This is a genomic window from Rubripirellula obstinata (assembly GCF_001642955.1).
Lineage (GTDB): Bacteria > Planctomycetota > Planctomycetia > Pirellulales > Pirellulaceae > Rubripirellula > Rubripirellula obstinata.
On record NZ_LWSK01000095.1, the window covers coordinates 1 to 21420 of the forward strand.

Below are 21420 nucleotides of genomic sequence, written 5' to 3' on the forward strand. Positions count from 1 at the left end.
CAATTTCTTTGGCTGGCATGACGGGCACCTCCTTGATCGGGAAAAAGTGCAAATAACAGAACCAATCTCGCCACAATCACCAATACCAATTTCAACCCAATCAGGCACTCAGTTGCGCAGCCCAGGCATCGCCCCGCGCGTTCGGGCCAGCACAACGCGCGGGGCGATGCCCACGCGGTTAAACAGTTTAAAACCCTACACGGCGTTGGGTATCGCCCCGCGACACACGGCAGCGTATGAAATACCGTGTGTCGCGGCGTTCCACACGGCTTACGGCGGTAAGTTCTGATCTTCTCCGAATCTCTCGGTCGCGTACAATACGCTGGACAGGCTTTTCCTTGATCCGACCGAAGGTTCCACCAGCGTGATTCGTTACCGATTTTTTGCCGTCTACTTCTTGCTGGCTTGCTGGCTTCTTTGCAATCCCCAAAACGCGATGGCTCAGGGCTTTTTTCGCCCTCCGACCAATTCGCCGGCTGGCCGATTGATCGAACCGCCACGGGCGATGCAGCAAAAGCTAAGGGAAGCCGAAAGTGCCATCAAAGAAGATCGACCAAGCGATGCGATTTTGGCGTTGGGCGATTTAGTCGCTCGTGATTCGGAAGACTACGCCGATTCTGATCTGGCGGACCAGGATTTCTTTCTGGACAACCAAGACGTCCGCGAAGGCAACCCGGCCACGCAGAGTCTGCTTCGAACTGCCCGCGAAATGATCGGCGGTTTAAGCGAATCAGATTGGGAAACTTATCAGCTTCGATTCGGACCGATCGCCGCACGAGTTTTGAACAAGGCGTCGGAGAGTCGCGATTGGAATGCGGTCGCGGAAGTCCGTCGTCGCTACCTGCATACCTTGGCCGGTTATGAGGCAACGGCTTTGCTGGCTCAGCGAGAAATCTACCGCGGCCATCCATTAGCCGCATCCATCTTATTGGACGAAATCGCACAAATCCCACGTGCCGTAAAACACCTCGGCCCGTCGATCGTCTTGATGCACGCCGCGACTCGATACGATTCGGCAAAGAACAGTTCCGATAAGACGATCCCAGACATTGAAAATTCACCAGTCAAAGATTTGTTTTTCAACAAAGAGCTGTCTGGTGAAGATGACGATTCATCGGACCGGTCGCTGAAGTTTGCTTCGATGGAGCAACTCAAGACCTGGTTGGACAATCGATCGAAGGACGTCGCCGGTTATCAAACTCCTTTGCCAAAGAATCACCCCATGTTTGGTTCTTCCGCGGATCGCAACGGGAACTCGGCCGGCCAAATGCCGCTCAGCAATATGCGATGGGCGTTGCCAACGACGGCCAGTCATCTGCAAGAGAAAATGGTGCGAGAGTTTACCGGCGACCTGGCAACCAGCGGGCGATTACCGCCACCCAGTTGGATGCCGCTGCGGGTCGGTGATCAATTGCTGATGCGAACGACCGAGCGGTTGGTGGGCGTGGACTATACGACGGGTAAACGTGTCTGGACCTATCCCTGGCAATCCGGATGGGAACCGTCAGAGGACGAAGGAATTCTGTTTGATGAATTGTCTGCCGACGAGGAAACCGACGAACGCATCAGTGGTCGAATCTGGAACGATGTTCCCTACGGACAGGTGACCAGTGATGGCGATCGCGTCTTTATGCTGACCGATCTTGCGGACATCAAAATGGCGTCGTTCAATCGGACATTGATGTTTGGCGGAACACGTCCCGCCGACAATCGCACCAACACTTTGGTCGCACTGGAGATGGAAACCGAAGGCAAATTGCTTTGGCGTTTGGGACAAAACGGCGACCCGACATCGCCGCTGGCCGAAGCGTTTTTCCTGGGACCTCCGCTACCGCTCGATGGACGCCTTTACGTGCTGGCTGAAATTGCGGGCGACATATTGCTTTGTTGCCTAGACCCAGCCAACGGCAATCAGCTTTGGCGACAACACCTAGTCGCGATTGAATCAGGCGGCATCGATTCCGATGCATTGCGACGAGTGTCCGGTGCAATGCCGACTTTTCACGAAGGCATGTTGATTTGCCCCACCGGCGCAGGTGCCTGCGTCGCAATCCACTTGATCGACCGCACGCTCGCCTGGGGCGCGGTCTACGATCGCAGCAATGACATGATGCGAGTCAACAATCGCGGACGCGGTCTGGAACCCACCAAGTTGATGCAGCGTTGGGACAATGGAGTCGCCGTCGGTTCAGGATCAAGGATTCTGATCACGCCGCCGGAAACCGAACGGTTGCTGGGATTCGATCTGCTGACCGGCAAGCCTTTGTTTCAATACAAGAACCGAGTCAACATGAAATACTTGGCCGGGATCCGTGACGACAAGTTTGTGCTGGTCAGTTCCAACGAAGTACGTGCCTACGAACTAACAACCGGCAATCTAATCTGGAGCAGCCCGCAGGACTTTGTCGCTGCCGGGCAACATGTGGCGGGGCGAGGAGTGTTCGGCAAAGACGATTACATCGTCCCCACAACCACCAACGAATTGATTCGTGTTTCGCTGAAGGATGGTTCCGTGTTGCAACGGCGCAGCACACGATACCCGCTTGGGAATATGGTCGCGGTCGAAGGTGACATTATTGTTCAGAGCCCGACGATGCTTGCTGTTGCCTTTGGCGAGAAAACGCTGGAACCGATCGTGGACCGCAGGCTCGCTGAAAACCCAGACGACTTTGACGCGTTGGTTCGCAAGAGCGAATTGCTAATTCAGAAAGGCCAACGTCGCGAGGCGTTGGATATGCTGCGGCGAGCTCGTGAACAACAAAGTGATAACGACGAGGTCCACATGCTTAGCGTGTCTGCCATGCTGGGCATGCTGAGGGACAATCCCGAAATGGGCGAAGATTATACTGATGAACTCGACGACCTGATTGATCGCCCGGCGCAGCGTGTTGAACTGCTGTCGCTTCGATTAAGAGGTGCGATGAAGCAAGAACAATGGGTCAAGGCGACCGAGCAGGCGTTGGCGTTATCGGATCTTTTGCTTAGCGACGACTCGGCCGAAGGCTTAGCAAAAGACGTCATCAACGATCCCACCCGGTCTTGTTCGCTGGATTGTTGGTTAGCGACGCGAATGTCAGAAATGCTGGCCAGTACCGACGCTTCGCAACAATCCAAAATCAACGACCTGATTCGCGAATCCGCCAAGGACCAAATCAACAAGCCAAACCAAATCTGTGCCCGTTGGATTCGGCATTTCCACCCATGGGAAGGCGTTTCCGACGCACGCGGAGCGCTTGCAGATCGCTATTTGGAATCCAAACAATGGCTGGCGGCCGAACGATTATTGCTAGGCACCAACACCGTCGATTCGATGCGAAACGAAAAAGAGTTGGCAGAGGATTCGCCAATGCGTTCGCGTTTGATCGATTTGGCGAAAGTGTATCTCGACGGCCGCATGCCCGAAGACACGATCGGTGTGTTGACGGGTTTAAGCGGCAGCGACGACCTGGAAAAAATGGACTTGGAGAAAATCAAGGAACTTCGCAGCGCCGCTGAATCGAGGATCTTGTCGTACCAGTGGCCTGATAGCGTTTCGCTAGAATGGACGTCACGCAATCTGGGGAACCGAATTGGGCAGTCGAACAAACGGACGTCAGAAACAAAAGTGCTTGCCGGGCAACACTTCGTCGGCTGGCAACTCACCAACCAAGGCAGGGCTCCACTTGCGATGCGGAACACGATGGGACTTTCTCGCATCATTTCAATGGAAGGTGTTCAGGGGGTCGAAAGCCGAGACAACGAAGCGGTCATTAGCGGCGGAACCATGTTGGTGACCATGTCCACTGGTTTGGTCTGTGTTGACCTTTTCCGAATGCTCGCCGGTGACGCTTCGGTTCTGTGGCGTCACGCTTGGGGTGGCGATGGAGATGGCGTTGCAAATCGTTCGCTGTTGCAAACACCTTTTGGCGATCAAGTCTATCGCCGAAAGTTTTCAACACGAGTCGCTGCGCCGGCGGACCAAATTCCTGAACTGGCGGTTGGCCCCGTCGTTGGTGATCGATGTTTCGTCTTGCAAGGTGGTGACTTGATCGCCTTAGATATTCTGTCAGGCGAAATTTTGTGGCGAAACTCCGACGCGCCCAAGAACGGCGAGGTTGTGAGTGATGGACAGTTGGTGGCAGTCGTATCAGATGCTGCCAAGCGAGTTGACTTCTTTAACATCGGTGACGGTCAACAACAAAACAGCACGGCTTGGAACCACGGCAAACTTTGGACATCAGCGGGGCGGCATGTTTTGAGTTATGACGTCAATCTGCAAAACCGAATCTACCAAACCAAGTTGGTGGATCCGTTCACTGACCAAGTTCTATTGGAACAGCAATCAACTGGCATCTATCGCAACAAGGCAAAGGTGCCGTTGGCCTACGGCAAAATAGTGAACGGCCGATATCTTTGCTCAATGCAAAGCGACGGCAAAGCCTTGGTGTGGGATATCGCCAGCGGCAAAGAAGTCGCCAAGCTAGAGTTGCCCGAATATCAGGATCTTCAAGGCCTAAGTGCCATTCATTTAAAGGATCAATTCATCCTCGCCCCCAAACGGAAATTGGTACGCACCAATCGAACCGCCTTGGAACGCGAGGTCGCGACCACCAGCGGAAAGGATCATCAAACGGTTCATGGAGTCTTCGCGATCAATGAAAGTGACGGGGCGTTGCGTTGGAGCGAAGAATTCGATTCGCCCTGGGGTTGTACGCTAAACCAAGCCTACGCGTCCCCGCTGTTGATGCTAACCCGCAGTCCGTACATCAATTCGGTTTCGACGCGAGTGCGAAAGAAGTACATGGACATTCTGGCATTGGATGTCAACGACGGAGCCAACTTGAAAGAACGGTTAGGCAAAGACATTTCGCCGGGTAACAATCAATTGCAAACCGAAACGATCGTCCAACCCGCTCGCAATCAAGTGCTGGTAAAAATCGGAGAAGCCGAGCAATTGATATTTAAGTTCGGCGTCACCGAAGAAGACAAAATCGAACAGTCCGGCGAAGACGAGGATGGCCGTGATCGACAGACCAATGAAATACAAAGGCAACTTGAAATGCAATTGCAAATCCCACGGCCGTAAAAAATGCCTGGAACTTGCCCGTAGCTGATCCCGCCAGGGTTCAGTCGATGTAGGCCGGAACAAGCCGCTTCGGCGCAGTTCCGGCAATTGCATTGGTCGGTTTTATGGATCAGTATTGGATTGCCGGAACTGCGCCGAAGCGGCTTGTTCCGGCCTACTTCAAGTATTCCTGTATCCCGTCCATTTGATGCCTGAAATCAAACTGCAAATCGGGATGAACGGTTTCGATCGCCTTGTCGATTTTCTTTAATTGGGTGGCGTACATGTTCGCCTTGACACGGCATCGACCGAATTCAATTCGACGATCCACAAAGAGCTGACAGAAATGAATTCGCACCTCGATCTCAGTTTCTTTGTTGCCTGAATAGCGAATCCATTTGTCCATCAAGCGAACGATCTTGCGCATCGTTTTCTTGTGCAACGTCCGCTCACTGGGAAGTTCTCGGCTGATTTCGTCACAAACTTCCGCGACGTAAGCTTGTTCATCAGCGGATTTCTTTAGCAGGTAGGTCAGCAGTTCTTTGTTGTCGACTTTGTACTTCGCCAACCTCAGGCAAACAGCAAGCAGATCATCGTGATCCAACTGCTTGAGCGTTTTTTTGAGTTCGCTGATGGAATCAGCTTTCATCGTGCATTCTTTTCACGTGGGGTCAATTCAACCTAAACAAAGAGCGGGAACTTAGTGTCGCCTTTCGCTCCGCGAAAGTAGCGAAACCACTGCTTTCGCGGAGCGAAAGGCGACTATAAATCATCACAAGTTCCTAAATCGGTTTGGAAGCGTCGTTGATCGCTCCGAGATACATTCCGAAGATCCGAAAGATAAAGAACAACAAAAAGAGAGCAACCGTGACGCGGATGACCACCGTCGCCAACCCCGACATGAACTTGACGGCGGCTTTCGCTCGTTCGTCATACTCCTTTGCTAAGTACTCCATCGATTCGGCGTCGGTACCCGAGTGTTCGGCAATGTCAACGCGTGCGATGAAATCCTCGGGAAAGACAGAGGTTGCTTTTAGCCCGTTGGCGAGCGTCGCTCCGCTTTTGATCGCATCGCGAGCATTGTCGCTGCCCGATCGATAGTAATCGCTGCCCGTGCTATCCAACGACAAGGCAATGGATCGAATAGGATCGAGTCCCGCGTCAAGCGAAAGCGCCATCGTCCAACAAAACCGGCTGATCGTAATCGTTTGAATGGCGGGCCCAAGTTTTGGAATCATGTAAAGGATGGGTGCAAGGTTTTGCAGCCCAGCAACATTGCGCACGAATGCCCACACGACCAACGCGATCGATCCGACAAAGATCCCGACATACAACCACAACCACAACACTCCGCTGCCGCCTCGCAGTCCCAAACCGAGAATGTCGGCCATCTGACCGCCGCCGGCCGGCGACATCACGCCCATGATGTAGATAACCAAGGACAACACGCCGACGCCCGCGGCCAATTGCAACATGGGGAAGGTGATCGAACTGATAAATTTGTTGCGAGTGTCGAGTCGCTGTTGCAGGTGTCCCGCCAGGATAAACATGGCACGATCCAGCTTGCCTGTTTCTTCGCCGACGGCTGTCATTGCGGTCAACAGAACCGGAAAGTAGGGCCGTTGCTTTTCCATTGCTTCATGGATCTGGTTCCCCGCCTTGGCTTCATCGGCGAGACGTTGCATTGCGATACGCTGATGGCCAGGTCCAGCCTTCGCTTCGGTCTCCAGCAGCCGAACCATATCCACGCCGGCTTTGTGGGAAGTCGCAAAGCGGTGACTGAATTTCGCAGCCGCTTTCAGTCCCATGCGTTTTGCAAACAAGATCGCTACCAACGGGAATCGGGGAAAATCAGTTTTTCAAGCTAGACGCTATTCTGATTGCAAGTGTCCCGATCGGGAAGGCTACGCAGCGCGGCGAAAATTAGCTAAAGCTTCGCCGAGTTCTTCCAGTTGGTCTTGGGCAGTCTGAGCGGCATCCAAAAACAGGATGCGTTTGCTGCCGATCTGGCACCAACCGGCCTCGCCATCGCCCAAATGCTCCATACGGACTTCAAAACCGGCTGCCTTGGCCTGCTGAATGCCTCGTCGAAGCCTTACGACGACGTTGTCGCCCGTCGGGGATCTACTTGTAGTTCCTGATGACATTCCGGGGAAATCCGCTGGCGTTGAGTACGGTAACAATGACGGCTTGAGAATTTGTAGGGGACCACGAAGCAATGACGCGCGCGATGGTCCGGGTGTAGCAAATTCAACGATCGCGCCGATAGATCATTCTGGACACACTCGCCATCAGTGTTCGCCATCGATGTTCGCCATCAAAACTCGAAATCAACACACGCTGGATACGCATGAGCTCGCAACCCAACGCAGCCGACACGACCGAATTGATCGCCCAGAATCAATACTTGAAGGGGGAACTGCGACGATTGCAGTCGATGGCCGCGCTGGGTGAATTGACCAGCACCGCGACGCACGAGTTCAACAATGTGCTGATGACGGTGATCAACTACGCCAAGCTTGGCATTCGCAACCGCGATGACGCCAGCCGCGACAAGGCGCTGAGCAAAATTTTAGCTGCGTCCGAGCGAGCGGCGAAGATCACCAACACGATTCTTGCACAAGCAAAAAATCGCAGTGAATCATTCGAGCCGACTGATCTTTCTGAATTGATCAGCAGTTCGATGGTGTTGTTGGAACGAGAGATGCAACGATATCGCGTCAGCGTTGAAACTCAAATCGACCCGGCAACCCCGCGAGTCCACGCCAGCGGCAACCAGGTCAGCCGCGTACTTCTGAACTTGCTGATCAACGCACGGCAAGCGATGGACGGCGGCGGAACGATCCTAATCAAGCTGGGGCCCAGTCGTGATGACAGCGGAATCGTTGAATTGATGGTTCGTGATTCGGGTTCTGGAATCGAACAATCTGCCCTGCCGCGGATCTTTGACGCTTACTACAGCACCAAAGATGGTCCCGATGAATCGGGCAAAGGCGGCACCGGATTGGGCTTGGCCGCGTGCAAAGAAATCATCGATGCCCACCAAGGTCGAATCCGGGTCGAAAGCACCGTTGGACGCGGCACCGCATTCATCATCCGTTTGCCCGTCTCAGCAGACGCACAAGCTGCGGCCTAGTGCGGCACGGTGGTATCCGCCGTAAATCGATTCGAATCTCCGAACTCGTCATCTTGAAAATCGGTCTTGAGAGAGCCGGTATAATTTCGTATTCCTGAGCGTGAACTGATTTGTTTCTCCCTGGATTTACACACGATGTCTCGTTTCTTTTTTGGCATGATTTGCGGCGCTGGTTTGCTATTTGTCGCCATGCACTATCACGTTGTTCATGGCAAAGATGGTGTTTTCTTGGTTTCCAAGATCAGCAACAACCTATCGGACGTCTACGTGGATACTCGGGAATTTGATTTGTCGGACTGGCAATCACACAAACCCTTGGCTGCGGCGATCATGCGGAGCGACAAGTCGCATATCCTGGAAGATGCATCGTTGACCGGTTTTAAGTCTTCGGTTTCCAGCATGGTCGATGGTCTCTTTAGCGGAAAATGACTCTGAAATCAGTCCTGGGCAATCGATTGACCGCTACTGCACCAATCCTTCGGTGACGTGCAAGAACACATCTTCCAAGCTCTTCTTTCGCGACGTCACTTCAGCCACCTGAAAACCTTGGTTGACCAACATCGCAACCAACGCCGCTTGATCTTGAACGTCGCCAGCAAAGGCGAACCGAATCAGTTCGCCATCGACGACTAGATTGTCAACTTCGGGTCTGTTGCGCAGCACATCGGCAACGCTGACTTCGGAATGATCTTCGTTAGCCAGAATCCGAATGACCAATTCGCGGGTGTGAGCTTGTTGTCGTTCGATTTCTTCGACGCTGCCAGTCGCCAGCAGTTTTCCCTGTTCGATGATGCCAACGCTGTCACACATCTCGGCCAGTTCAGTCAAAATGTGACTGCTGATCAAAACTGTTTTTCCCTGGTCAGCCAGTTCACGAATCATTTGTCTTAGTTGGATTCTCGCGCGCGGATCCAGACCTGCGGCGGGTTCGTCAAGAATCATGACTGCGGGGTCGTGGATCAAGGCGCGACCCAAACACAGTCGCTGTTTCATTCCCTTGCTCAATCCCCGAATCGGTTTTTCGGCCATGCCCTGGGTGCCAGTGAAATCTAGCACCCAATCGAGACGCTGTTTTCGCTGGCGACCAATTAGCCCGTACGCACGTGCGAAGAAGTCCAGATATTCCTGGCAATTGACGTCGCGATAAGTTCCGAAGGAATCCGGCATGAACCCCAAACGACCGCGAACCAATTCGGGATCGTTGACGACCGAAAATCCGTCTACGTAAGCGTCGCCGTAACTTGGCAAATCCAATGTCGCCAAAATCCGCATCGACGTAGTTTTCCCGGCACCGTTGGGACCGATGTATCCGTAAACATGGCCTCGCGCGACTGAGAATGAAATGTCATTGACGGCTTTGGTCTTTCCAAAAAAACGATGCAACCGGCGCAATTCGATGCACGCATCGCCTGATTCGTGTACGCCAGTCGGTGTAGCCTGAATCATGGTTTTTCCTGACTCGTTGTTTCCTGCGTCACGAACGTTCCCATGATGTAGCGAACACAACCGACTTGTTCTGTATTGGCGACTGCGATCACATCATCGCTGACGTCGGACAAGGCGACGAAGTGTCCCACCGGAATTTCTAATCGCGTTTGCAGATGATCGCGTAACGCAAACTCGAACACTCCGTCGTATGCCGCGTTGCGAGGTGCAATCTCTTGCATCACTTCGCGAAGCAGATCGGACGTCTTGCCCGAATTTTGGAATTTCCTGGACTCGTTCGTCGTGGAAAGAATCGGACGGAAATCGTTGTAGAGACCGCCTAGCTTTTTCGACAGATCTTTTCCATCGATCGGAGTCGCCTTGGATGTTGATCCTGGATTGATTAAATCCACCATGAAATACTGTTTGGCACTGGGACGAATCACCATCCGACGTAGTGGAAAACTGAACTGATTGATCACGGTGACTGAATCGTCAACCACGTTGACGCGAAGCGATCCAATTTTTGGCACGGGACGATGGACGACAAACTGAGTCTGGCTTCGCGAAGGCAAAAACGAGGAATCAAAACGCTGGTTGTTTTCCTCTACCGTGACACTGCCGATGGCCTTGGGCGTTTGCGACGAATGGTCGCCCCAAGCAACGCGATCTGATTCCGGATACGCCATGACTTCATCAGCACCACCGAATCGCAACCCATCGGCGGGGCGAACTCCCGCAAAATAAGTGCTGCGAACCCGTTCAACACCGGTCGCCGAAACTCCATCGACCAACGTCAATTGACGAATTCGAGCCGCCGTACCGAAACCGTCCGAGACGATGCCGTAGGCAAACATCATCGTGGTTGTGATGATGGCCAGCACCGGCGCGATCAAGAACATCAAGTGACTTCGTTGATACCGAGCGGTTTGCCGGTAAGCGATCGGCCCCACCAAAATCACGAACACAGTCAACAACCCGATGAACGTGTACACAGGCGGTTGAGCGACACCGGGAATCAGCCAATCGCGAAATCGAGAATCACCGATCATCGGATCCACGCCTCGGCGAAGCATCGGTGACCGTCGAAAGCTGATCAGTTTTGCGACGACACTCAAATCCGGCTCTTCGATTGACTGTTCGGTCGGTACTCCGATCACCAAACCAGCAGCGATTGAACGCGTCCAAATTCGATCGGCCCACTCGTCGGGCGTTCTCGCTTGTGCCTGGCGAAGCGAGTCGAGTTTCATTCGGTATTGAACAAGACTATCTTCGAGCGAAATGCTGGGGTCGCCCAGCGTTTGCTGGAACCCTATTTCAACACCACGCATCGCCGGGTCGGCCAGCTCATCTTTGATGCTTGCCAGCACCCCTTTCGTGTTCGCTTGCGATTGCGACCAGAAAGGCGATAGGTCGGCGACGATCTCTGTAACCTGTTCCTGCAAAGTTTTTTCGGGAACATCACTGATGCCAAGATTGGCAAGAATTGTTTTTGTCTCGGTCCCGCCTGTCACCAAGACGGTTCCACCCATCATTAACCAATGTCGAACGGCCGCGAAGGCATCGGGCTGCAAAACAAGTTTCGTGATCAGCTCTGGTGAAAGAATAATGACGTCAAACCGCTGGTAGGCTCGCCAATCCGTGGGCATCTTGGCCAACGGATGCAGTTCAACCGACATCTGCCCCAAGCTAAACAGAGAATCATCTGCAATGAATTCCGCTTTTGTCGGTCGGTTCGTGCCGATCACCTTCAACACATTCAGTTCGTATTCGCTGCGCAGGGCAATTCGCGTGTATCGAATGTTGGTGTTGTTGCTTTGCGGAAGGCTGTTGACCGGTCCAGTGCTGGATTGCAAATCGATTTCGGCGGCAAGGTTTGGAATGAACCTTCCATCTTCTAAAACGTCGATTGCAACTTCGCGTGTGATTGCCCATCGCGGTAAGTATCGGGTGAAGGTTTGCGTATTTGTTCCTTGCGAAATAAAGATCGGCACATCGATCACTAGATTCCGTCCCGGCGGATAGACTTCGTCATCAACGCCACGAAAACGAAACATCAAGTTGCGGTCCGCTGCAAAGGTTGCTTGCGATTGAATCGCAATTTGGACCGCGACATACCCGGCGGATGACGCTTGTCCGAATTCAATTCGGTACGACATCCCTCCGGTTCCCATGGCACCACCTAGATTCCCAGCCGCGGTTGCTGCAGCGCCGCGTATCGGTCTTTGGACGGTTGGTAACGAAGCCCCGATTAACTCCGATGACGAGACCGCGTTTGCGATCGCGTTTGCATTCTGGGCCGCCACGTTCTCGAGGCCGACGGCAAAGACGCAAAGCAGAAAGCAACCCATTTGGATCGAGCAGAATTTTGCCATCACGGTTGTCGATCTCGCGGCGGCAAAATTTGTGGCGGCAATTGGTCATCCGCAAAGGGGCTGCCTTCGACTAATTCATCAGCGGGGCGATACCACAAGATTGAGACCAACCAGGCGATCAAAAAGAAAATCGCAAACACGGCCAAGCACACCGCCAAAAATCCGACCGACACCAAAACCCCCGTCGCCATCGCTTGCGCGTTGCCGGGTGTGCCCAAACCCGCCACGCGACCGATGGCCGCCAAGAATGCACCGATGGTGGTGATCGCAAACATCGCCCGGAACGTCACGCGAGGCAACAGGCGACTGCGTTGGATTGGTTCAACAGATGGTGTGTTCAAGATCCCAGTAGCTTTCGTTTAGCTCGTACTCAGTTCTCTCGATTGCTCGAGAACGTCTGAGTATTAGAACACTTTAAACGTTGCTGTGGGATGCAGGTTGGCCACTTTTGCCGACCACAAACGCGTAAACGGGAAATAGTGTTGATCTTACATCGACTTCCCAAATCAGCACTTGTTTTCGACCAGTTGCTAACTAATCGACTCGGGCGCTGATCGATGGTTGCCGCTCAGGTAGAGCGTTTCGGCACCGCGGCTTTCCTTTCGCGGACTCATGTCGGACGCAGCAGCTTGCAGCAGGTCGCGGCGACTGATCTGACCGACCAGCTTCCCGTGTTCGATGATCGGAAGTCGCCGATAAGGTGAATTCAGGAATCGCTGAGTGATCCCGAGCAAGTCGGTGGTTGGGCTGGCCGTCGATGCCTGAGTATCCATCACGTCGCCGACTCGTTGGGATTGTCCGACCGCTTTCATTCGCTCGCTTGGCGTTTTTTGGTGTCCGGAACTAGAGATAACCTCCGACGCAAGTCGCAGTTCTGCTTTCAGCACGTCACGACGACTCACCTGTCCCACCAGTCGTTCGCCACGCAGCACGGGCAATCGACGGTACGGGGTTTCTTGAAACTTGTGGGCGATATCCAAAAGCAGATCGTTTTCGTCAATGATTCGGTTGCGATCCAGATTCATGTAGGACTCGACATTGGTTCCAGGCAAGCCTTCCATCAAAGCGGAAGCCAAAACTTGCATCGCAGTTTTTTCTGAGAAAATCCCGCGGAAATGGCCGGCTGAATCGGTGACCGGCGCGCCAGAGATTCTCTTTTTCAGCAAGTGATCGATGGCATCGAAGACGCAAAGGTCTCCGCCAATCGTCACCAAATCTCGCGTCATGAATTCACTTACTTTGACGACGTGTAATCCAAGTTCGCTGGCCAATTCCACTGCTTCAGTCAACGCAGCAATGCAACACTTCTCACTCAACACCCCCAGGTAGGTACCGTCGTCATCAACGACCGGAGCACCTGAGATATTATCCTTCAACAAACGTGCGACGGAGTCGAAAAGGTCGTCGCTTGGTTTCAGGGTGATCAGTTTCCGACGCATGATGTCGGCGGCGGTTTGCACAACGATGCGAGATGTTTGAGTGGAAATAGCTGGCATGTTTAACTTTCAAAGAAGGAAGAAAACCATGAACCAAGCGAAATAGCAGTTCGCTTTGACGTTCGGCTCAACCGATTCAGGCTAAAACTTATGGGGGCCTACGTCAACTTTTTCCAGCGAATTACTTTGTGAAACATTGTTCAAACTAGAAACGCTGTACAAAGCTATTTGGGCGTTTCGTAAACCGCATAGTTTACGTTATCGCTCGACTCGGTCGGATACACGCGTAGCAGCGGCAAATGTTCACCAACAACGCGGCGATCAACAATCATGTATCGAACGTTGTATTGCTCGCGAAACTTGCGAAGCGTTTTGTAGTTGATCGTGACACGAATCGCCCCCAAACGCTCGGGAAAAACTTCTTGGAAACGTTTCTTCCACTCGATCAAACTGATTGCGTCTTGCGGAACGTCTTTCCAATTGACGACTTCGGATCGACCTGAATACCACTTGAACGTCTGCTGATGTCGCGGTGTTAGGAAGACTTCGTTCTCTGGCGAAGACAACGCCGCCCAGTTGCAAACGGCCAACCAATCTTTAAACACCGCTCGCTTTGTCGCGGCATCGGAATCCATGTCCCAGCCCATCAGTCGATTGTTCACCGACGGCGGAACTCGCTGCAGCATGCGATCGACACTGGCGTAACCGACCATCAGGAATGCCAGCACTAGCAAGCTTTTCGCTGCGACCCGCCAACGCTTGTCTTGATCACTCAAGGTTCCGACGACAACGATCGCCATGCCAAGCGGGATCATGGCATCGGACAAGCGGAACCAGTAATACCGCAGCAATCTAGCGGATAGGTCTGGAAAGATAGACACCAACAATCCGATCAATAATCCGCCAACCGCAATCAAACCGGCACCGCCGACAAAGGCCAAAAAGCGACGCTCAGCTTCTTCGTCTTCTTTCAAACGATTGGCGACACGTTGGCGAATCGCAAAGCAAATGAGAATCGTGATGACGATCCCGTGGCGGATGTACCACCAAGTCAGAAAATCGCTCGGCAGAAGGTGATGCCGAATGCGAAAAAGCGAATAGATCTTTGCTGCTTGAGCCGCGTCGGTTGAACTGGTTCCCATCATCAACTGAGCAGCGGGAATGATACCAGCCAGCGAAATTAGTCCACCTAAAAACAACCAGCGGGTCAACAGCGGATGCCGCTTTGGTTTGCCCGCTTCGGTGACCGCCCAAGCAAACATCGCAGCGATGACCGACCAGCCACCAGTCAGCACATGGAACGCTGACGCAATGCCCAACAGAACCCAAACGCGATTCCAATTTCGGCGTGCCAATTCTGCGATCGCCGCCAACACAAATCCATACGCGGGAACCTTCCCCTCGATTCCGCCAACCACCCATTCGCCCGCCAAGTTCCCATACTCAATCCCAGCGATCCAAAGTACTGCAATCGCGATTGATGCGTATCCGGTGCGGCTAAACACATGACTCAATCGCATCAGCCCGAATGCGAGAACCGACCAGCCAACAATTCGGCCAATCCAAGCCGTCGTTTCGAGCGAGAAGTACTGTGTCGGCCAACCGAGTGCCCAATAGAAAAACACGTGTGCTTTTCCAGACGATGCAAACAAGTCGGCGGCACACCAATCGGGCTGCCAAAAATTCTTTGCTTTGACCAAGTAGTGAGCTTCGTTGACCATCGGCGGCGCATCGCCAGCGTAGACAAACATCAACGCAATCAACAAAAACCATTCTGCTAACAGACGCCATGGGGTCGGCTTATTCATGCTTGATTCACGAGCGTTCATCAATCGGCTCGAACAGCCGCCAGATCAATCGCCATCTCGATCGCGGCCAACATGCTTTGATGGTTCGCAGTTCCTTGCCAAGCCAGATCCAACGCCGTGCCGTGATCGACACTCGTCCGAACGATCGGCAAACCCAACGTCACATTGACCGCATCGTCAAACGAAAGTGCCTTGATCGGAATCAGCCCCTGATCGTGATACATGCAAACATAAGCATCCGTGGTTTTCCGCATCGACGGAGTGAACGCGGTGTCAGGCGGCACCGGTCCAGTCACGTCGATTCCCGCTTCAACACATTTTTCGATCGCAGGAACAATGACCTTCGCCTCTTCGCCGTGTGAAAACAAACCATTTTCTCCGGCGTGTGGATTCAAACCACAAACCACAATCTTTGCCGATCGACTTTTGCCTTGCGAGACCAGACGTCGTGACATCGCTTGATCGGCCAACCGGATCGCCCGCTGGATCTTGGCTTGGCTGAGTTGTGATGGAACATCAGCAAGCGGAATATGAATCGTCGCCAGGACGCACGACATCTCTTTGCTGGTTAGCATCATGCAAAAATCGTTCGTGCCGGTGCGATCGGCTAGCACTTCAGTGTGACCAGGAAAGGGAATCCCAGCCAAATGCCAAGCCTCTTTTTGAATCGGTCCGGTCACGACTGCTGAAACGGTTCCGCTGATCGCATCGGCGACGGCCGCATCAAAAGCGTCGAACGAAGCCTGCCCGGTTTCCGCGCTGAACGAACCGGGAATCACGCGGTTGACATGACCGACATCCTTCACGTTTCCCGCGATTGGAATCCCTAATCGTTCAGCGATCTGGTTCAGGCAATCCTGGGGACCATAAAGAACCGGCTGACATCGACTGATCACCGATGACACTGCCGCGCACTTGATCGCCAATTCGGGACCGACACCGGAGACGTCGCCGACGCTAATTGCGATTGTGGGAAGTTTGTTTTGCACGGAACAGAAATGACGACAGGCAGGTAATGAAATCAGGAAAAAATCAGTACACTGCTGACATCCCTTAAGCTAAGTCTAACGTCAGAATAAGAGTCCCGACACATGATCAAAGATCCTTTGCAATGATCCTTCGCAACACGGCAAGCCGACGATCGCTTATTATTTCCGTTCCGCGGGCAGACTGTTATCGGATAAAAACACGAGCAAAGAAATTGCTCGGCTTCACGCTGATCGAATTGTTGGTTGTCATTGGGATCATCGGCGTGCTGGTCGGGCTGCTTTTGCCTGCCGTCCAATCGGCTCGCGAAGCTGCACGGCGGATGTCGTGCAGCAACAATATGCGGCAATTGGGGTTGGCGGTTCACAATTACCATGACACGCAGCGACGCATTCCGCCGGGACATTTTGCATCAGCGTCGACCAGGGCGCGTGCGGGGGTTGCCATTCATGGAACGGGTGTGGCGATTTTGCCTTTCATCGAACAAGGCAACCTGCTGCAAAACTACAGCTACGAATTGGGGTTTGATCATGATGACAATCAGGCTTCGGTTTTGACCTCTGTTCCGACCTATCTATGCCCGTCAACGCCCGACGATCAACGGACGGTGGAATGCCGAAATTTCTTTGGCGCTCTGCTAGGACTTCCCATGGCCAGTGGGAACCAGGCGGCGGTAAGTGATTACAACGGCGTCTTAGCGGTATACGACGTCCGCGGCAATGAAGCGATTGGGTTGATGGGACACAAGCGGTTGTTTCCGTCCGGTCATCCATTTGCCATGCTGAACGAGGATACGACTTCCAGCTTTAGCGATTGCCTGGACGGACTTTCCAACACGATACTTTTTTATGAGCAAGCTGGCCGTCCTAAAAATTACGTCAGTGGAAAATGGAATGGGCTGGAACTGGAAGACCTGGACGCTGCGTTTGTACCGTGGGCTGGCAGCTACGGAGTCAATGTGTTGCCCGCGTCCGCGGATGGGAGCACGAAGATGGGGCCTCGCGTCGTCAACGGGAACAACGCTTGGCAACCCTATAGTTTTCATGCTGGCGGTGTTCATATTGTGCTGGCCGACGGAGCGACTCGATTGATCACTGACAGCATCGATTCCCACACATTTTGGTCGCTCGCCGGACGTCGTGATTTCGAGGTCATTGGTGAATACTGATTCAGACAGATCTCATTCAAATTGGCGAACGCCTGATCAGCAAAAGAAGCTTGAACAACAGCTTCGGCTTCACAGAGTTTGCTGGGACTTTGAGGCACAGCTTCGCGACGGCCGCGAGCCACGGATTGAAGACTGGCTTGAATCACATCCGGTTCTTACGTCTGAGCGAGGATTGTTTGACGAACTGATTGGCATTGAATTGGATTGGAAAGCCGACCAATTTGTCCACGGTGCGAAGGAACTTGTTGATAAAAAGCTTGGCGATGACGACCTTGAAGCCGTTGATCCGGATACCGTCGATTTGGATACCGTCGATCCGGATACCGTCGATTTGGGCGATGACCTGACGGTTTCGATACATGACGATTTACTTAATCAGTATGTTGCCCGGTTCCCGAGTCATTTGAACTTGATCAGGCGACTGTGGAACGAATCCATTGATCGATCCTATCAGCAAGTTGCACCGGAGCCACTAAAGCTTAACCATGATCGCTATGACTTTATTGAAGAGATCGATCGTGGTGGTTCGGGGGCAGTTTGGCGAGTCTATGATCGCCAACTGCACCGCGAGTCCGCGATAAAGTTCCTTCATGATCGGAATCCGCACGCCACCGCGATCGCAAGATTAGAACGTGAGGCCAGGCTTTGTGGTCGCCTGCAACATCCAGGGATTGTTCCGGTCTATGACCTAGGACGATTTCAGGATGGACGCCCGATGATCGCAATGAAGCTGATTAAGGGATCCTCGCTTGCCAAAATTTTGGTGGACAACACTGGTCCGGCAACCAACAAAAAATCGCAATTTGATGAATTGCTTCTGGTTTTTGAACGAATCTGTGATGCGACGGCATACGCGCACCAACAAGGAATCATTCATCGCGATCTAAAACCTCAAAACGTCATGGTGGGTGACTTTGGTGAGGTTCAGGTGATGGATTGGGGGCTTGGAAAGGACTTGGCGAACGAACCAGAAAAGTCCTCGGCGAAAAACAGTGATGCGTCGAATGGTTCGGCTTTGTCGGATGACATTGCTTTCCCGTATTCGTCCCGAATGCTGACCGAAGAGCCAACGCAGATTGGCAGCGTCATGGGGACGCCCTCTTTCATGCCGCCGGAACAAGCAAGCGGCGATATCGACCAAGTCGGGCGACGCTCGGACGTGTTTGCCCTCGGTGGAATTCTCTGTGCGATACTAACCGGCCGCGGCCCGTTCGAACCGCTGTCGGAAAAAGCTACCACCGGCGAATCACGGCAGGATCGCCTGGAAGTTGCTTGCGAGAAAATCCGTCAATCAAAGGCAAGGCGGGCGATAAAACGTCTCGCGTTGGATTGTTTACAAACTGATCCTGAAAAGCGACCTGCTGATGCTGGGGAGGTCTTGCGACGCTACCAGCAAAGCCAGACGAAGCGTCGGCGAGTCCGACGCGGCGTTCTTTGGACCACGGGCGGGTTTCTAATTTTTGTGACAGCTTTTGAATTACTGACAATCGATCACGTCACCCTGTATCCGAGCGCTACCACTGAAAAGCTAGCCGATGGGGATGCGATCGTCGAAGTCAGCCGCGGCTTAGTCGATGACGGTAATTTCGATGCAGCCGAAGATCTGTTGAAGCGATCCATCGCCCAGGCTGATAGCCATTCAATCGGGTTGGAATTGGGCGAGTTGCAACGAACGCGAAAGAAGTTCAAAGACAGTGAAGAAACGCTTCGCAAAACATGGAACACTTTTCCCAAAAGTGCTTGGTTGATGAGGTCGTTGGCTAAAACGTTAACAGCCGACCAGCGACCGATCGAAGCGATCGCAATTCTTGAACAAGCGATCACAATTCACCCCGACAACGAAGAGTTGCAGTCGGATTTAGAACTAGCTCGAACTCAGGTTGAACGAACGAATGCGGACGAATGATAGTTCGTTCGCTGGACAGCGCCACTTCGGATGGATTGTTTCGTGATCATTCCTTAGTTGCACGTATTCTCATCATCGGGCATTCCCGCTGACCAGGTTTCTCGAATCAAACCGAGCATCCGCTGGACGGTTCGCCGAGAGCGATTGAGTTTGGTTGCGATTTCATCGTTGGTGAAACCTTCTAATTTCCAGATCGCAACCCGCTCGAGGTTTTCGTCTCCTAGCAAGGACAAAAGCTGCCGGCAATCTTCCGCCGACTGGGCCGTTAGAGCATTCCATTTCAAACAGGGAATCGAGTCCGCATGCTCGTGAGTTAATCCGACCGGCTGTTGCCTTTTTTCAGCTTTTTCATATTCCGCGCGACGATTGACTTTACGGACCAGCATCGTCAGGAGCAGATGCCAGATTTCGTCGCGTCCTGCTAATTCCGGGTAAGCCCCCTCTCGCAGCTTTTCGCATAGCACCCGAAAAGTGCTGATCGCTGCATCCTCTTCGTCGTAAACCGACCGCGGCAGCCGACTCATTCGATGGCGGGCCTGTTGCAAAAGCTGTTCAAAATAGCGGCTCCACAACGCATTTGCAGCCACGGAATCGCCTTCGCGAACCGCGCTGATCCAAATCGAGACAGAATTTTCTTCGATCATGTCACCCTATCGCCACAAAAACGCTTTCACACAGTGAGGACGCAAAAAACATAAACTAGCGACGTAAATATCAGAATGCCCAGACAAACAATACTAGTTTGGTTTCCCGACCGGTTCATCGATCGACTGGGGGTCATCGACGGAGTGTTCGACTACGCAAAGACATGCCGGCAATGGCACGTCGAAACCGCCATTGGCGATTGGGCTCGATTACAGTTTTTGGCTGGGTCTGCCACGGTAGCCGGGTTGATCTCAGTCCGGCAAATCACACCTCCAAGCCAGCGGACATCCAATTGGATCACCGAGCAGCCATTCCCCACCGTGTTGATTGAGAACCATCTTCCCGGTGTGTCGTCAATCGCAACCGACACCCATGCGATTCTTGAATTAGCTCAATCACAATGGGATCAATTGGTGGTCAACGAAATTTGTTTAGCGACGCGGTATTCAGATGATCCCCTCTGGAGTGCCGTTGAGCGAACGTCTTCGTCGATGAACGTGGCTTGTCGAAAATGGGTGCTACCGTCAACGGCGAATGAATTGAAGAACCCAAGGCAACTGGAAGAGTTTTGCGAGACCTTTGTCAGCAGCGTGAATCGGACCGCAGTGATTGCCGCAGATCCTCGATTGGCAATTGATTTAAGAGCGGCGGCAAGTCGATGTGACGTAAGATTCCCCGAACAAATGTCGATCATTTCGACTCGGGATGCGGGCGAGTGTTCGCTGCCGACGCATAGCGTGACCTCGATCGAGGAACCGAACCGCGAACTTGGGTTTCAGGCGGCGAGATTAATCGACCGACTGCTTGATCGAACCGCGTCACCGGGCCAGCGAATTTTGATCGCGCCGACGAAATTACACGTTCGCGAATCATGCTGTGGTGAATTCAATCATCCATCGATTGCGTTAGCAACCAACTTCATTCAAGAAAACGCAACGACCGGGATTTCGGTCGAAGACGTTTTAAAAACACAGGACTTATCCCGAGTTACTTTTGAACGGCGTTTTCGCCAAGCCACCGGTCAGTCACCCGCCGAAATGATTCGCAAAACTCGCGTCGAAAAGGCGAAGGAATTGCTGCTAGAAACAGAGGATTCAATCGCAAGGATCGCCGAGTTGTGCGGCTTTTCAACCACCGCAAAATTCTCTGCATTCTTCAGCAAGATTGAAGGAATGAGTCCATTGCGTTACCGGAGACGGTTCGGTCGTTCATGACGATTCAGTTCTCTGTTAAGGAACGGTCACGAAACAACTTCCCGGTTTTTGTTTCCAGCAAAAATGTGTACTGAATCGCCGAACCGCGTGGGCATCGCCCAGCGCGGTTCGCGCCGTATGGACGCGCGGGGCGATGCCCACGCCGTGAAGAGTTTTGGTCTCGGAAAACACGTGTTAGTTCGTTTAGCCGCGTGGGCATCGCCCAACGCCGTGAAGAGTTTTTGCACGGCAAAAACCGCTGTTTCGCTAATCCCTCATAAATGAAAAGGTCAGATT

16 protein-coding genes are annotated in these 21420 nt (G+C 52.9%); 6 read left to right on the forward strand and 10 right to left on the reverse strand.

Going from position 1 to position 21420, the window contains the following annotated elements; all coding sequences use genetic code 11:
• Positions 1 to 364 precede the first annotated feature (364 nt).
• Positions 365 to 5065, forward strand: coding sequence for an outer membrane protein assembly factor BamB family protein (locus RC85_RS18950; RefSeq protein WP_068265686.1), 4701 nt, complete (start codon positions 365 to 367; stop codon positions 5063 to 5065).
• 154 nt (positions 5066 to 5219) lie between these two features.
• Here the strand turns inward: RC85_RS18950 and RC85_RS18955 are convergent, their stop codons facing one another.
• From RC85_RS18955 to RC85_RS26975, 3 genes are all read right to left on the reverse strand, one after another.
• Complete coding sequence (locus RC85_RS18955) at positions 5220 to 5693, reverse strand: hypothetical protein (RefSeq protein ID WP_068265688.1); 474 nt, start codon at positions 5691 to 5693, stop codon at positions 5220 to 5222.
• Positions 5694 to 5826: 133 nt separating this feature from the next.
• Positions 5827 to 6867 (reverse strand): type II secretion system F family protein, encoded by a 1041-nt coding sequence (locus RC85_RS18960; protein WP_235033440.1) that lies wholly within the window; start codon positions 6865 to 6867, stop codon positions 5827 to 5829.
• A gap of 81 nt (positions 6868 to 6948) precedes the next feature.
• The gene (locus tag RC85_RS26975) at positions 6949 to 7191 is read right to left on the reverse strand and encodes a hypothetical protein (protein WP_149752988.1); all 243 of its coding nucleotides are present in this window, start codon (positions 7189 to 7191) and stop codon (positions 6949 to 6951) included.
• A gap of 203 nt (positions 7192 to 7394) precedes the next feature.
• Between RC85_RS26975 and RC85_RS18965 the strand changes: the two genes are divergently transcribed.
• Together RC85_RS18965 and RC85_RS18970 are read left to right on the forward strand one after the other, a co-directional pair.
• Positions 7395 to 8180 (forward strand): sensor histidine kinase, encoded by a 786-nt coding sequence (locus RC85_RS18965; protein WP_068265690.1) that lies wholly within the window; start codon positions 7395 to 7397, stop codon positions 8178 to 8180.
• A gap of 135 nt (positions 8181 to 8315) precedes the next feature.
• Positions 8316 to 8609: a hypothetical protein gene (locus tag RC85_RS18970; protein WP_068265692.1), complete on the forward strand. Its 294-nt coding sequence runs from the start codon at positions 8316 to 8318 to the stop codon at positions 8607 to 8609.
• A 33-nt stretch (positions 8610 to 8642) separates the two neighbouring features.
• On the opposite strand, the gene RC85_RS18975 is transcribed toward RC85_RS18970, so the two are convergent.
• The 6 genes from RC85_RS18975 to pdxA form a co-directional block, all read right to left on the reverse strand.
• The gene (locus RC85_RS18975; protein WP_068265694.1) at positions 8643 to 9626 is read right to left on the reverse strand and encodes an ABC transporter ATP-binding protein; all 984 of its coding nucleotides are present in this window, start codon (positions 9624 to 9626) and stop codon (positions 8643 to 8645) included.
• Entirely contained in the window at positions 9623 to 11980 is a 2358-nt protein-coding gene (locus RC85_RS18980) for a hypothetical protein (RefSeq protein WP_068265696.1), read from the reverse strand. The genes RC85_RS18975 and RC85_RS18980 overlap by 4 nt, the downstream gene beginning before the upstream one ends.
• Positions 11980 to 12321, reverse strand: a complete 342-nt coding sequence (locus tag RC85_RS18985) for a hypothetical protein (RefSeq protein WP_235033439.1) — start codon at positions 12319 to 12321, stop codon at positions 11980 to 11982. Before RC85_RS18985 ends, RC85_RS18980 begins: the two co-directional genes overlap by 1 nt.
• Positions 12322 to 12510: 189 nt before the next feature.
• Positions 12511 to 13476, reverse strand: coding sequence for a CBS domain-containing protein (locus RC85_RS18990; RefSeq protein WP_084422838.1), 966 nt, complete (start codon positions 13474 to 13476; stop codon positions 12511 to 12513).
• A gap of 164 nt (positions 13477 to 13640) precedes the next feature.
• Complete coding sequence (locus RC85_RS18995) at positions 13641 to 15224, reverse strand: DUF6798 domain-containing protein (RefSeq protein ID WP_068265713.1); 1584 nt, start codon at positions 15222 to 15224, stop codon at positions 13641 to 13643.
• Between the two features lie 20 nt (positions 15225 to 15244).
• A complete protein-coding gene (pdxA, locus tag RC85_RS19000; protein WP_068265701.1) occupies positions 15245 to 16213 on the reverse strand; it encodes a 4-hydroxythreonine-4-phosphate dehydrogenase PdxA in 969 nt (322 codons plus the stop codon).
• 122 nt (positions 16214 to 16335) lie between these two features.
• Between pdxA and RC85_RS19005 the strand changes: the two genes are divergently transcribed.
• Entirely contained in the window at positions 16336 to 17379 is a 1044-nt protein-coding gene (locus RC85_RS19005) for a DUF1559 domain-containing protein (protein WP_068265703.1), read from the forward strand.
• A complete protein-coding gene (locus RC85_RS19010; protein ID WP_160148215.1) occupies positions 17369 to 19285 on the forward strand; it encodes a serine/threonine-protein kinase in 1917 nt (638 codons plus the stop codon). The genes RC85_RS19005 and RC85_RS19010 overlap by 11 nt, the downstream gene beginning before the upstream one ends.
• Before the next feature lie 53 nt (positions 19286 to 19338).
• Here RC85_RS19010 and RC85_RS19015 read toward each other — a convergent pair whose 3' ends face one another.
• Complete coding sequence (locus tag RC85_RS19015) at positions 19339 to 19929, reverse strand: ECF-type sigma factor (RefSeq protein ID WP_068265707.1); 591 nt, start codon at positions 19927 to 19929, stop codon at positions 19339 to 19341.
• A gap of 75 nt (positions 19930 to 20004) precedes the next feature.
• Here RC85_RS19015 and RC85_RS19020 point away from each other — a divergent pair, with 75 nt between their 5' ends.
• Positions 20005 to 21144, forward strand: coding sequence for a helix-turn-helix domain-containing protein (locus tag RC85_RS19020; protein ID WP_068265709.1), 1140 nt, complete (start codon positions 20005 to 20007; stop codon positions 21142 to 21144).
• Positions 21145 to 21420 lie beyond the last annotated feature (276 nt).

What these genes read in the sequence shown, in the direction of transcription:
- RC85_RS18965 (WP_068265690.1), top strand. Translation starts at nt 7,395, where the DNA reads ATGAGCTCGCAACCCAACGCAGCCGACACGACCGAATTGATCGCCCAG.
- RC85_RS18975 (WP_068265694.1), bottom strand. Translation starts at nt 9,626, where the DNA reads ATGATTCAGGCTACACCGACTGGCGTACACGAATCAGGCGATGCGTGC.
- RC85_RS18995 (WP_068265713.1), bottom strand. Translation starts at nt 15,224, where the DNA reads ATGAATAAGCCGACCCCATGGCGTCTGTTAGCAGAATGGTTTTTGTTG.
- RC85_RS26975 (WP_149752988.1), bottom strand. Translation starts at nt 7,191, where the DNA reads ATGTCATCAGGAACTACAAGTAGATCCCCGACGGGCGACAACGTCGTC.
- RC85_RS18990 (WP_084422838.1), bottom strand. Translation starts at nt 13,476, where the DNA reads ATGCCAGCTATTTCCACTCAAACATCTCGCATCGTTGTGCAAACCGCC.
- RC85_RS19020 (WP_068265709.1), top strand. Translation starts at nt 20,005, where the DNA reads ATGCCCAGACAAACAATACTAGTTTGGTTTCCCGACCGGTTCATCGAT.
- RC85_RS18980 (WP_068265696.1), bottom strand. Translation starts at nt 11,980, where the DNA reads ATGGCAAAATTCTGCTCGATCCAAATGGGTTGCTTTCTGCTTTGCGTC.
- RC85_RS18955 (WP_068265688.1), bottom strand. Translation starts at nt 5,693, where the DNA reads ATGAAAGCTGATTCCATCAGCGAACTCAAAAAAACGCTCAAGCAGTTG.
- RC85_RS19005 (WP_068265703.1), top strand. Translation starts at nt 16,336, where the DNA reads ATGATCCTTCGCAACACGGCAAGCCGACGATCGCTTATTATTTCCGTT.
- RC85_RS18970 (WP_068265692.1), top strand. Translation starts at nt 8,316, where the DNA reads ATGTCTCGTTTCTTTTTTGGCATGATTTGCGGCGCTGGTTTGCTATTT.
- RC85_RS19015 (WP_068265707.1), bottom strand. Translation starts at nt 19,929, where the DNA reads ATGATCGAAGAAAATTCTGTCTCGATTTGGATCAGCGCGGTTCGCGAA.